General features: G+C 44.2%; 10 protein-coding genes. 4 read left to right on the forward strand and 6 right to left on the reverse strand.

The features are described 5' to 3' along the window. Positions 1–10: 10 nt before the first annotated feature. The gene (locus strainIA91_RS03325; protein WP_400167687.1) at positions 11–655 is read left to right on the forward strand and encodes a hypothetical protein; all 645 of its coding nucleotides are present in this window, start codon (positions 11–13) and stop codon (positions 653–655) included. Between the two features lie 77 nt (positions 656–732). Here the strand turns inward: strainIA91_RS03325 and hemC are convergent, their stop codons facing one another. Next, on the reverse strand, positions 733–1638 hold the full coding sequence (hemC, locus tag strainIA91_RS03330) for a hydroxymethylbilane synthase (RefSeq protein ID WP_400167688.1): 906 nt from the start codon (positions 1636–1638) through the stop codon (positions 733–735). Between the two features lie 276 nt (positions 1639–1914). Here hemC and strainIA91_RS03335 point away from each other — a divergent pair, with 276 nt between their 5' ends. Further along, a complete protein-coding gene (locus strainIA91_RS03335; protein WP_400167689.1) occupies positions 1915–2313 on the forward strand; it encodes a YbaN family protein in 399 nt (132 codons plus the stop codon). A gap of 27 nt (positions 2314–2340) precedes the next feature. Here the strand turns inward: strainIA91_RS03335 and strainIA91_RS03340 are convergent, their stop codons facing one another. Next, positions 2341–4809: an AMP-binding protein gene (locus strainIA91_RS03340; RefSeq protein ID WP_400167690.1), complete on the reverse strand. Its 2469-nt coding sequence runs from the start codon at positions 4807–4809 to the stop codon at positions 2341–2343. 277 nt (positions 4810–5086) lie between these two features. Between strainIA91_RS03340 and groL the strand changes: the two genes are divergently transcribed. Beyond that, positions 5087–6769, forward strand: a complete 1683-nt coding sequence (gene groL / locus strainIA91_RS03345; protein WP_400167691.1) for a chaperonin GroEL — start codon at positions 5087–5089, stop codon at positions 6767–6769. Between the two features lie 161 nt (positions 6770–6930). On the opposite strand, the gene strainIA91_RS03350 is transcribed toward groL, so the two are convergent. Both strainIA91_RS03350 and strainIA91_RS03355 read right to left on the reverse strand, forming a co-directional pair. Next, positions 6931–8076 (reverse strand): glycosyltransferase, encoded by a 1146-nt coding sequence (locus tag strainIA91_RS03350; protein ID WP_400167692.1) that lies wholly within the window; start codon positions 8074–8076, stop codon positions 6931–6933. Between the two features lie 20 nt (positions 8077–8096). Then, a complete protein-coding gene (locus strainIA91_RS03355) occupies positions 8097–9188 on the reverse strand; it encodes a hypothetical protein (RefSeq protein WP_400167693.1) in 1092 nt (363 codons plus the stop codon). A 207-nt stretch (positions 9189–9395) separates the two neighbouring features. Here strainIA91_RS03355 and strainIA91_RS03360 point away from each other — a divergent pair, with 207 nt between their 5' ends. Beyond that, positions 9396–10472 (forward strand): hypothetical protein, encoded by a 1077-nt coding sequence (locus strainIA91_RS03360; protein WP_400167694.1) that lies wholly within the window; start codon positions 9396–9398, stop codon positions 10470–10472. Positions 10473–10681: 209 nt separating this feature from the next. On the opposite strand, the gene strainIA91_RS03365 is transcribed toward strainIA91_RS03360, so the two are convergent. Together strainIA91_RS03365 and asnA are read right to left on the reverse strand one after the other, a co-directional pair. Then, positions 10682–11122, reverse strand: coding sequence for a CpXC domain-containing protein (locus strainIA91_RS03365; protein WP_400167695.1), 441 nt, complete (start codon positions 11120–11122; stop codon positions 10682–10684). 6 nt (positions 11123–11128) lie between these two features. Continuing rightward, on the reverse strand, positions 11129–12202 hold the full coding sequence (asnA, locus tag strainIA91_RS03370) for an aspartate--ammonia ligase (RefSeq protein ID WP_400167696.1): 1074 nt from the start codon (positions 12200–12202) through the stop codon (positions 11129–11131). Positions 12203–12393 lie beyond the last annotated feature (191 nt).

Genomic DNA, 12393 nt, shown 5'->3' on the forward strand with positions numbered 1-12393 from the left:
TGTATATAAAATGAAACGAATGCTCGTAGTTTTACTTGGCGTGCTTCTGGCATCCTTTACTCTGCTGTCAGCTCAGGATGTGGTCGCTGAAGATGTAGAAGAGGTTGTAGAAGCTGTTGAAGAAGAGGTTGAGGTCAAAATGGGCCATGACCTGGTTCTTGGGCTGAATGGCGGAGTAATGATTCCATTTGGCCAGAATATCAAAGATATTTTTGGAATGGGAATTCCTGTTTCCCTGAATGCTCAGGTTCCCAAACTGGTGAATATTCAGGATCTGTGTGTTTATGCCGGCTTGAACCTGGGTTATTTTATGGCTGCTGCAGATGTGGGTGATGATCTGAGTGGTATTGTTGTAGCCCCCTATGGTGGTCTGGATATGTCCAAATTTATGCCTGCCAATATGAAACTGGCTGTTGAACTGGGTGTTGGCGGTTACTTTTTAACCCGGACAGACAGCTATGCCGGTGCCGGTATCAATGGCGCCATCGTGGCAGGATATGATCTGAACGATGTGGTAGAAAACCTGGGAGTTGTTGTAAAACTGGGTGGTCATGAAATTCTGACCGGTTCTTCCAAAGATGCCGACGGCACCATGGAATGGCTCGATGTCCGCCTGGGTGTAGAATATAAACTGCCGAAGGTTCTTCCTTTCTAACGTTTACACAAGTCATGACAAAGAAAAAGGGCTTCATGTGAAGCCCTTTTTCTTTGTACTTGAATATGTTAATTGATTCACCAGTCTGCAACATTTTCCGTTTTAAATGTATCCACCAGAGCGGTGATCAATTTATCTGCTTCTTCAGGTTTTCCTTGTTTTGTTTTTTTCACAGAAGCTTTGCCTTCGGGGGAAGCCACAAAAACCACAATTTTCATGTTTTTATCTTCCATGCGGACATTGGCTCCGATAATCAGCCGGTCATTCAAGCGGAATAAATCCCGGTAAATTTTTCGCTCCAGACTTACACAGGTATTGGTCTCTTCATCAAGGATCGGTTCAAGCAATTCACGAATTTCGTCGTTATAGCTGGAAATCTCAATACCAATGGCTCCCTGGCCGATTGAAGGAACGAAGGATTCCACATCAAATGAAATTACATGAACCTTCTGAACGGATGTTCGCTCAACATTCACATACTCCGTAATCAATCCGTCCCATTTCTGGTTTTTTAATTTGAAAATCCGGGAATTAAAGTGTCCCTGCAACCCCACAAAACGGGTTTTGGGATATTTTTTATGAAATTGGATACGCCGGAGGATATTGCTTGTGGCTATAACCGGGGAGGGGGGAAGCTCTTCCAATTCAGCCCATTTGTAGCTGACAAAAGCCTCTTCGGCGGACTGACGTTTGGGATAACCCGCCAGGGTAAGCCCCGGTGCCAGGGAAATATCAATGTTTAGTGCATTGTGTACCGCCATCTGAATCTGATCATTCAATAGCTGCTGCTCAAGCTCGGCTGTAAACAACCCCCGGCGATCAAGATTGGATAAAGGATATTCACTTAATTGATCTCCACGGGTCTTGATGATCTTCATCCGGATATTCATGTCCGGATAATGATCCTTTAACAACTGCTTGATGTGATTCGCCTGCCAGATGGATAAACGGTCACCCCGAGTCCCAATGATTAATTCATCCATGGATACTCCTTTTTTATAAATAAGATACAATCATCATGTAACCGGTGGGTAAACGGAGACATCATCATATTTTGTCTTGTCATGAGCGTGAAATGTATTATGTTGCGTTATTATCTGACCTTAAATATAGGTTTTCAGATTGACAAAATCAATACTTTAATATATTAAAAAAATACTTATAAAAATGTTAGCGAAGATACTTCTGTATTCTGATATCCGAGGTTGCCATATACCGTGTCGACACTGTAATTTTACCCGTTGTAAATGGAGAATAAGATGGCATCATGGGATATCCGTAAAATACTCCTCGTCACCTGTGGTTTGGTGGCAGTAGGCCTGGGATTTCTGGGAGTGGTTTTGCCTCTCCTGCCTACAACTCCCTTTCTTTTGTTGGCAGCTGCCTGTTTTCTCAGGAGTTCGCGCCGCCTGTACCTGTGGTTGATGCATCATCGGGTGTTTGGTCCATATCTCCGGAATTATATGCAGCATCGTGCCATCAGTATTCGTGCCAAAGCGATTTCCATCATTCTCATTTGGGCAACGATTACCTATTCGGCTTTTTGGGTAGTACAAAATACCATATTGCGGATTATTTTGTTGCTGACTGCGACCATTCTGTCTGTCAGGATTCTTTTATTTAAAACACTGACATCAGACATGACCCACCTGGATTAATCGGAAAATTCAATTCAAATTATTTTGTCAGAATTTTATTGCTTCGGCAATTTTTTCTTTCACCGTTTGAGTCAGTTCATCATATCCATACTTTTCCGGATAGACCGGTGGGAGAAAATCCACATGGATTTCTTTGAATAATTTTGGAATTTTCGTGCCGGTGGGAAAGGCCTCATAGGCTCCACTGATGGCCACAGGAACGACCGGTACTCCCATTTCACAGGCAAGAATGGCAAAAGTTTTCTTGAATTCCATCAATTTTCCATCCCGTGTTCGGGCTCCTTCAGGAAAGATGATGATATTATTTCCCTGACGGATAACTTCGGCCATTTTCTGAATTGATCCCTTTAGATCCTTGTTGATATCCACCACAATGACATTGTTTGTATCTGCCAGTTTCTTGACCCAATTCTTTCGAACATGCTTTTCTGTGGCATAAAAATAGGTTTTACGGGAAATATTGCCGGAGAGAAAAACACTGACAAACATCCCATCCAGAAAACTCTGATGATTGGGTGCCAGAATAAAAGGGGATTCGGGCAGATTTTCAATCCCAGAGGAATGAAGGTGAAAATAAAATTTAAAAAGCAGGTTTGCTGAATTCCGGATCATTCCATGAGTGGGGCCGGTTTTGGGAAGGGTTAAATCCACTTTTTCCTTTAGGATATGTCCCCAGTCCGTTGCCCGGGCGTTTATCCGGGTCCGCTTTTCCCGGATGTAATCCGAAAGTTGTTGTACGGTAGGAAGGTGAATCAGATGATCTTCCTGAAGATCCACTCCAAATGTGTTTTTTATCCAGGCCTGCATACTGACCTTGTCCAGCGAATCCATTCCCAAATCCAGTTCCAGATGGTCTCCGGGGTAAATGTCCCGTCGCTCTTTCTGTTGCATCAAAAACTCTTTGATAAGCTGGTATTCGTGAAAATCAGGTTCCTGGTCTGTTGGTTTTTTTTCCAAAGTTTTCCGGGCTTTGGCCATGGACTCCAGGACAAAGCGTTTGATTTTTCCCAGACGGGTGCGGGGGATTTCTTCCTGAATGATGGTGAAGCCGCTGATCCGCTTGGACGGGGAAGCATTCCTGTTATATAGGTCAATGGCTTCCCAGCGGATCTGCTCTTCAATGTTAACGGCGTTGACATCCTTCAAGCGCTGAAAATCAGGGTATATCACGGCCTGCAGCTTGTCATCCGCCATGAAAACACCTACATCCTTGATCAGATCGGATACCTCCAATATCTTTTTTTCGATATCTTCAGGGTTGATGTTTTTCCCATTGGGCAGAACAATGATCTCTTTCAGCCTGCCGGTAATATGCAAATACCCTTTTTTATCCACATGCCCCATATCGCCGGTGTGCAACCAACCGTCACGGATAACTGCCGCCGTGGCTTCCGGATTCTTATAGTATCCTTTCATCACATTCCGGCCACGCACTATGATCTCACTGTTATCCGTGATCTTTAATTCCAGGGTGCTGGTCACAAAACCTGTCGTTCCCGGTTTGGATTTCCCGGGATGGGGAAAACTGATGAGAGGGCCACATTCCGTCATTCCGTAACCACTCAAAATTTCAAAACCCAGGGTCCGGAAATCTTCATCAATGGTCTTATCCAGGGCAGCTCCACCACTTATGAGATACCTGATGTTTCCACCAAAACGCTCGTGAACTTTTTTGAAAAGTTTTTTGGAGAGACGGGGAGATTGGACCTTTTTTGCCAGAGCAAAGATCTTTTTTGCTACACCGCTGCTGTTGATTTTGGCCATGATACCTTTATGCAACAGGGAATAGAAACGGGGGACCCCCAGGATCATGGTGACCCGGTTTTGTTGCAGGGTTTCCAGAATATCCTCGCTGTTTAAGGAGGGACTAAAAACACAGGTCATGCCTGAATAAAGAGGGGCAATCAGGGTTCCCATAAGGGGAAAGGTGTGATGAAGGGGTAGCAGAACGAGGATGGATTCCTCTTCTTTATAAATGGGGACACCTACGGCAACACTTTCAATATTGGCCAGGACATTATCAAAGGTCAGCATCACACCCTTTGGAGATCCCGTGGTACCTGATGTGTAAATCAACATGGCCACTTTATCTTTCTCCGGTTCCGGAAATGCCTGAATCTCTGGCATAGTTTCCTTCCCCATGTCCTCTGCGTGGATAAGCTCCGGACTGTTTTTTAGCCCCTTTACTGCCTTTTGGACCGTATCCCGGGTTTCATTGCTGTAAAAAAGAACTTCCGGTTCACAATCCTCAAGAATGTACCGGACCTCATCAGCGGTGGACAGATAATCCACAGGGACGGCAATGCTTCCGTGCATCCAGGCGGCATAGAATCCATAGACCCACTCCGGACGGTTTTCCATGAAAATCACAACCTTTTCCGGATGCCGTGTTGCAAGGCGCTGTGAAACGGCTCCGACCCGTCCCAGAAGCTCCGGATATAAAATTGTCTCTTCTTTATAAATAAGTGCCGGCTTGTTCATCTGTTGTCTGATCATGGGAAAACTCCTCTGTATTCATTTTTTTAGACACTGAAACGTGTGCAAAAAGAAACTTACGGATATTTTTAATCTCTATCAGGGAAATTTCAGGAAAAAGCTTGAAACTTTTTGGCTTATTTTCGTAAAATTAGCACTCGAATGATGAGAGTGCTAAAAAAATGGGAAAAATAGAAGAAAGTCGGTCTGTCAAAACCAAATGTAACAAAAAAAAGAGTGAAGCACTAATCATTCGGAAAAGAAAAATTACGAATCAAAAATGAGGAGGAATGAGTAGATGTCAAAAATTATCGAGTACGATGTTGAGGCACGGGCAAAGTTAAAAGCCGGTGTAGATATTTTAGCCGATGCTGTGAAAGTCACGCTGGGACCCAAAGGCCGGAACGTTGTACTTCAGAAAAGTTTTGGTGCGCCAACGGTTACCAAAGATGGTGTATCCGTCGCCAAAGAAATTGAGCTGGAAGACAACATTGAAAATATGGGCGCTCAGATGGTTAAGGAAGTGGCTTCCAAAACATCTGATGTGGCAGGTGACGGAACTACAACGGCGACAGTTCTGGCTCAGGCTATTATCAGCGAAGGGCTGAAGAATGTCACGGCCGGAGCCAATCCCATGGAATTGAAACGGGGTATTGACCTGGCAGCGGCCAAAGTTGTGGAAGAGCTGGAAAAAATGAGCCAGAAGGTGGATGATTCCTTCGAAAAGATTGCCCAGGTTGGAACCATTTCCGCCAATAATAACCGTGTGCGTATGCTGAAGGAAACGGCAGACAAGGAAGAGATAATTGAAAAACCCATCGGTGATATTATTGCCGAAGCCATGAGTAAAGTGGGTACGGATGGTGTGATCACCGTTGAAGAAGCAAAGAGTGCCCTGACATCTGTGGACCTGGTGGAAGGTATGCAGTTTGACCGTGGTTATATTTCTCCCTACTTTGTCACCGATTCCGAAAGCATGGAGGCAGTTCTGGAAGATGCCTACATCCTGATCCACGATAAAAAGATTTCAGCCATGAAAGACTTTCTCCCCATTCTGGAGAAAACGTCTCAGGCTGGTCGTCCTCTCCTGATCATCGCCGAAGATGTGGAAGGGGAAGCACTGGCAACCCTGGTTGTGAACAAACTCCGCGGAACCCTGAAAGTGGCTGCCGTTAAAGCACCCGGCTTTGGGGATCGCCGTAAAGCCATGCTGGAAGACATTGCGGTTTTGACAAACGGAACGGTGATTTCTGAAGAACAAGGCTATAAACTGGAAAATGCCACACTGGAATATCTGGGCCGTGCAAAGCGAATCACCATTGATAAAGACAACACAACCATCGTGGAAGGTGCCGGTAAACATGAAAATATCCAGGCCCGTATCAATGAAATCCGGACCCAGATTGAAAAAACCACATCCGATTACGACCGTGAAAAGCTTCAGGAACGCCTGGCGAAACTTTCCGGTGGTGTGGCAGTGCTGAATATCGGTGCAGCCACCGAAGTGGAAATGAAGGAAAAGAAAGCATTGGTGGAAGATGCTCTCCATGCAACACGCGCCGCCGCTGAAGAAGGTATCGTTCCCGGTGGTGGTGTGGCCCTGCTTCGTGCTGCTAAAGCACTGGATGATATTAAAACAGACCGTCCTGATGAGAAGGTTGGTGTGGATATTGTCCGCCGGGCACTGGCATATCCTATCCGTCAGATCGTGAAAAATGCTGGACTTGAGCCGGCCATTGTGGTTAAAGAGGTTCTCGAACACAAAGATGACTACGGCTTTGATGCCCGTGACGAACGCTATGGTTCCATGTATAAATTCGGTATCGTGGATCCTGCAAAGGTGGCACGGACTGCCGTTCAGAATGCTGCCTCCATCGCCGGACTCCTGCTGACAACCGAAGCAGTTGTCGTGGATAAAAAAGAAGAAAAAGAAGATACACCTCCCCAGATGCCAGGCGGCATGGGCGGAGGAATGTATTGATAGAGTTGTGAGTTAAGAGTTAAGAGTAGTGAGTTGTAAAGAGGGCGATCAATCGCCCTCTTTTTTATTTTCCTGGGAATAAGGTTAGTGGGAAAATGATATAATTATTTCTATCGGGGTTTTGAAAATACCGGTGGAGAATCTGAAATATTCGTTTGTTGTTAATTATTTTTTAACGGGAGCCGTATCTCTTCAGCAAGTTTTAGATAAGCCTGACAAACCTGTTCGGAGGATACCAGGTATTCTTCCGCCCTGGTGGCAGAATCCTTTTTCATCTTTTCCAGTTTTAAAGGATCCTTTTTCAGTTCAGCGATACTTTCCGCCCATGCTTCCGGTTGCTCCGGAGGAAAATACCGGGCTGCGGATCCGCAAACGACATGGGCAAAATCCATGTCCGTCGTCAGGATAGGTTTATGAAAATGCAAAGCTTCCAGATAGGAAAAACTCTGACTTTCCAGAAGAGACTGAACAATCACTGCCTGGCTGTGGCGATAAATATCCTCCAGACATTCTGTGGGAATAAATCCAAGATTATCAAAGTAATCGGATACGGGCGGTCGTGAAATTTTTTTTAAAAAACGTGCACCCCGTATATCATGGGTCGGATCAAGGGTGATTAAGAATTTGATGCCTGAAACATTCATTTTGATGAGTTGTTGTGCGATTTTTTCAAGTAATTCAAGGTTTTTATGTGGATAATAGCGGGTTGGACTGAAGAGGTAAAAGATATTTTTATCATAGGAATAATTAAATGAGCGTGCAGGTTCCGGTGTGATGGGGATGGCTGAATGAGGTACGACACGAATTGCTTCAGGTTTGATATCGGGTGCGTAGTATGTGATCAGTCTTTCTTTAGAAACAGGTGTTTGAACCACGGTGATGGTTGATCCTCTCAGGGTCAGGCGAAAGCATATCTTTTCCATTTTTTTCCGAAACTTTTCTACCTTCCCGATCATGCGGTAATAAAGCGATTCAGGATAAACAAAGTGAGGATGGTGAAAGAGGAGGATGTGGGGAACCGGTGGGAAAAAAGTACTGATGTTGGTCAGGCTGATGAGGACATCCGCCTTGAAAGACCGGATATATTGGGGAATCTGAACATTGTCAAACCAAAGTCGGCTAAGAAACGATGTTTTTCGATGTGGCTTCCGGATTACGGTCAAGGGTAGACGACTTCTTTCCAGGATATAATCAAAACCTTTGTCCACCGGGATGATCATCAGATATTCATGTTCAGGGTGGTTTTCCAGACTCAGCAGCAGATTTTTGGCGATCCTGTTTCCTCCGCCGGTGTGCAAACTTACCATATTGAAAGCAATACGCATTCTTAAACCCCGATAAAACCGGCTTCCCGGTAATATTGATACAATTGTTCCCTGACGCTGTTTAACCCGTGTGTTTTACGAACCCAAATTTTTCCTTCAGCACCCTTTTTCTGGATTATTTCCGGATTACGAATCAGTTCTGCCAGTTGGTCGTACAGGTTTTCACTGTCGATATGTACAAAAGGGTGATCAGGAACAAAGGCTTCATACTCCGGCAGCATATTGGTACAGGTGCAGATTCCCATACTGAGAGATTCGACGGAATTCATGCCGTATCCCCATCCGCCTGTATTGGAAATCTGATCAATATTGATATCACAACCGGCTTTTATGGCCATGGCCTGATTGTGGGGGACCCTTTCCAGAAGGATGAATTCCACCTTGAAATCTTTTTCCAGTTGTTTGCAGACTTCGATAATCCGTTCTGTTCCCTTGAAATACCGGTTCATGGTCATGTGGAGAATCCGGAGAGGTGTATTCACATGTTTTTTAGCAGGGAATTGTTCCGTGTCATAGGGTAAAAAAAGATATTTCATCCGGGGATACCGGGGTAGAAGATCCAGTTCATTGGTCAAAACAAGATCGCTTAATTCATCCATTTTGGGGAGGACTCCCCGGTTTCTTAAATCAATACCATGATAATGGGTTACAATGTGTTTCCCGGCTTTTTTCAAACGCTCGGCAAAGCGGCAATCCCGGTAGAGATCCAATCCCCATTCAAAATGGTAAATATCAAAATCTTCAAGCCTGTTATCACGGATGGCCTTTTCAATCCGTCCCTGCCACAGACGATCCCGAAGCCTGAAATAATAAGCTTCAAGGTGATTGGCCGGTGTCCACCAGGGTGGATTTCCAGGTCTTTCCATATCCGGATCCCGCCGGTACCAGCGGGTCTGGAGTTTTCTGCGGATTTTCAGATACCAGACCTGATTGGTAATTAATGGAAGATTCAGACAGATATCTTCCGGAAAATCCAGTATGGTATGAAACATTGTGACATAACGGCAAGTGTTCCCTGCTGATTCGTGAGCCTTTTTCCAGGTGCTGAGAAGACCGACAATATTTTCCGGTGAGATATACAATATTTTCGTCATACAGCCGGAAATTAACAGTTTATAAACGATTAATCGAGGAGAATTGAATGTCCGTAAAAATCTTCAGAGTGACAAATATTATATGCATTGAATCAGTTGATTTTTTCACATAAAAAGATGTACACTTCACCCTATGGATAGTGTAATATACAGATTCTTGCGATGGTTATCATAGTCAGCCGGAATTTCCGGTGAATGGGGAGTATCATGAAATTGATAAAACGACTGGTCATTTTTCTTTCTCTATTTGTCTTTTATATCATATTTAAGGAATTTCTACACCTTTATACCATGCTGGATGCCGTGCATCCTTTTGCAGCCTGGGGTTTTATTGTTCTGGCGGCTGCATTCTTCATTTACTTTGCAGGGATTCCCCTCTTTCGCATCCTTAGTATGCCTGTTGCCTACGGTCCTGTATATGACCCTCGACAGGAACCCCGTCTGATTGCCAAACGGATGGATCGTTTCCGTAAAAACAAGTATTTGATGGGCAGCGGCGTGGATCTATCCACCCTGAAAAATGATCATGAGAGTTATCACCGGGTGATCCGGGAAATGGAAAAAGGGGTGGATCAGCTTCGCAAAAGACATATCCCGCAACTTTTTTATTCTACCACTATTGCCCAGAATGGTTTTTTGGATGCTTTGCTGATTCTTTCCTCATCCATCAATCATATTAAGGAAATCTTTATCCTGTATAATGGCCGGGTATCCAACAAAGATCTTTTGATCATTCTGAAAAAAATATACCTGGCTATGGCCGTCGGCGGCTCTGAAGCAGCAGAATATGCCACACAGGAAGTCTTTTCCCGTTTTGCCACCGATGGCATGAAAGCAATTCCTTTATTCAACAAAATTTCTGCTTCTCTTATTGATGGATATGTTAACGCCGTGATGTTGACTCGGATTTCTTACATTACTGAAAATTATTGCAAAAAAACGGTGATAGCTTCTGACAAAGAGTTATCTCCGGACCCGAAATTTGTGTTTGATTCTGCTAAAAATATTACCAAAGATATCCGTGATAAAATTTTTGGGACACTCAGACGGAAAGCAAAGGAAAAGCTGTCCAAAGCCATGACGCCTGTCACTGATATGTTCCAGAAGACCCTGGAATGGATAAATCCGAAAGAAATTGATCCGGACAATCATTATGCCCTGGAAGCCCCATCCGGCTATGGAAGCATTTCCCTTCGTTATGGATTTTTAAAACTTTTCAGGAGTTTTAAGAAGAAAGAATTGGACGAGGAGCTCGCGTTGACTCATGAACAGACGGATGAATAAAGACATGAAATGATAGCAATTGTATCATGGGTATTACACACATCACAATATATTAATAATACTATAAGCTTGACGTTTTTTTCTAAACGGCGTATCTTACCCCCGGGGTGGGGGGCGATACTCAAAAATATTCGAATAAATAATTATATCGAATTCTTTAATTTTATGACATAGCCTGATTCATTGGAGCATGTAGTGCAAAGAAATTTTTAACGCTCAGATTCTTTTACTCTTTTTTGCCGCTGCTTGATGAATAATTCTTCCCGAAAGCGAATGTATAGAATCAGTTCCTGCATGGTGAAAGTGACATGAATATTATTCAAATATTCAGGCATATTTTCCCGCTGTTTCTCAGGGATGGGTAAGGTAATGCGTCCTTCAGGATCGAACTGATCGAAGAAATTGGATTCCTTCATGCTCTCGGCGGGATAATACTGGGCAATAATCCTTCGGTCCGGATCATGATATAAAAGGGATGAGGGAATCATGGAACGGGTTCCGCATTTGGGACACTCAAAGAGATTGATTTTTCCCTGCAATACCTCTTCACGGGCTTGGGGATCTTCGGCTGTATTGATGCTTTGCCAGACGTCGTATGGACTTTCTGCACCGCATTCAGGACAAGCCAGCAGCATGGTTGTTTTAGTCATAATGTCTCACAATAGATGAATGTTATGGTCTTTACAGATTTTCCGGATTTCATCCGGCCAAATCGATGAATGGACTTCTCCGATATGAACCTTTCGGAGGAAAAACATGCACAGGCGGGACTGACCAATGCCTCCACCGATGGTTTGTGGAAGTTCACCATTCAATAAACGTTTATGAAAATAGAGTTTTGTCTTGTGCATTTCTTTTTTTTGTTTCAACTGGCGTATCAATGCTTCAGGATTGACCCGGATACCCATGGACGAAAGTTCCATGGCTGTGTCCAGAATCCGGTTATAAATGATGATATCTCCGTTTAATCCCGGATGACCGTCTTCAGCCTCTGTGGACCAGTCGTCATAATCTGCAGCCCGTCCGTCATGGGGTACACCATTACTCAAAGGAGCACCGATTCCCCGGATAAAGACGGCTCCGAATTCTTTTGCTATTGCCGTTTCCCTTTCTTTGGGATCTTTGTCAGGATAGCGCTGTAGCAAGGCTTCAGCTGTGATGAAATGGATTTTTTCCGGTAAATAGGGCTCCGGTAGTTCGGGATAATGTTCACAGACAATTTTTTCAGTATCCCTGATCACTGCGTAAATTTTCTGAACGATAGAGTTTAAAAACGTATGGTTCCTCTCATCATCCCTCATGATACGTTCCCAGTCCCATTGATCCACGTAAAGTGAATGGAATTTATCCGGCAGCTCATCCGGGCGGACGGCATTCATGTTCGTATACAGGCCTTCTCCCGGCTCGAAATCGTAATCTGCCAGAGCCATTCTCTTCCATTTTGCCAGGGATTGGACTATTTCACCTGTCTCCCCTGTGGCACCCAGTGGAAAAGAAACCGGGCGCTCGATGCCATTCAGATCATCATTAATCCCCGAATCGGCATAGACCATGATGGGGGCAGATACCCTGCTGAGATTCAAGGCTCCTGCCAGGGACCGCCGGAATGTCTCCCTGATAAGATCTATGGCTTCCTGGGTTTTTTTCAGATCCAACGGACTTTCATAGTGCTCTGGAATGGTGAGAAAATCAGTTGTCAGATCAATATATTTTTTCTTTTGCTTTAGCATATTATGGTCCCTTTTCTTAGCGCACAACCTACAAATATCTGTTAAGGGGAAAAAGGGAAAGTTTGTTACCTGTTTCAGAAACGCTTATTTTACCATGCCTTGATTTGTTTACTGAAACCAAAGGATCTATCCGCGGAATTTCAGATGAGCCACCTGATAAACCACAGGATGCTGATTACCTATAGACAAGG

This window comes from Candidatus Neomarinimicrobiota bacterium, assembly GCA_041154365.1.
Taxonomy (GTDB): domain Bacteria; phylum Fidelibacterota; class Fidelibacteria; order Fidelibacterales; family Fidelibacteraceae; genus Fidelibacter; species Fidelibacter multiformis.

Coding starts and splice junctions, on each gene's coding strand:
- strainIA91_RS03325 (WP_400167687.1), top strand. CDS start 11: ATGAAACGAATGCTCGTAGTTTTACTTGGCGTGCTTCTGGCATCCTTT.
- hemC (WP_400167688.1), bottom strand. CDS start 1,638: ATGGATGAATTAATCATTGGGACTCGGGGTGACCGTTTATCCATCTGG.
- strainIA91_RS03335 (WP_400167689.1), top strand. CDS start 1,915: ATGGCATCATGGGATATCCGTAAAATACTCCTCGTCACCTGTGGTTTG.
- strainIA91_RS03340 (WP_400167690.1), bottom strand. CDS start 4,809: ATGATCAGACAACAGATGAACAAGCCGGCACTTATTTATAAAGAAGAG.
- groL (WP_400167691.1), top strand. CDS start 5,087: ATGTCAAAAATTATCGAGTACGATGTTGAGGCACGGGCAAAGTTAAAA.
- strainIA91_RS03350 (WP_400167692.1), bottom strand. CDS start 8,076: ATGGTAAGTTTGCACACCGGCGGAGGAAACAGGATCGCCAAAAATCTG.
- strainIA91_RS03355 (WP_400167693.1), bottom strand. CDS start 9,188: ATGACGAAAATATTGTATATCTCACCGGAAAATATTGTCGGTCTTCTC.
- strainIA91_RS03360 (WP_400167694.1), top strand. CDS start 9,396: ATGAAATTGATAAAACGACTGGTCATTTTTCTTTCTCTATTTGTCTTT.
- strainIA91_RS03365 (WP_400167695.1), bottom strand. CDS start 11,122: ATGACTAAAACAACCATGCTGCTGGCTTGTCCTGAATGCGGTGCAGAA.
- asnA (WP_400167696.1), bottom strand. CDS start 12,202: ATGCTAAAGCAAAAGAAAAAATATATTGATCTGACAACTGATTTTCTC.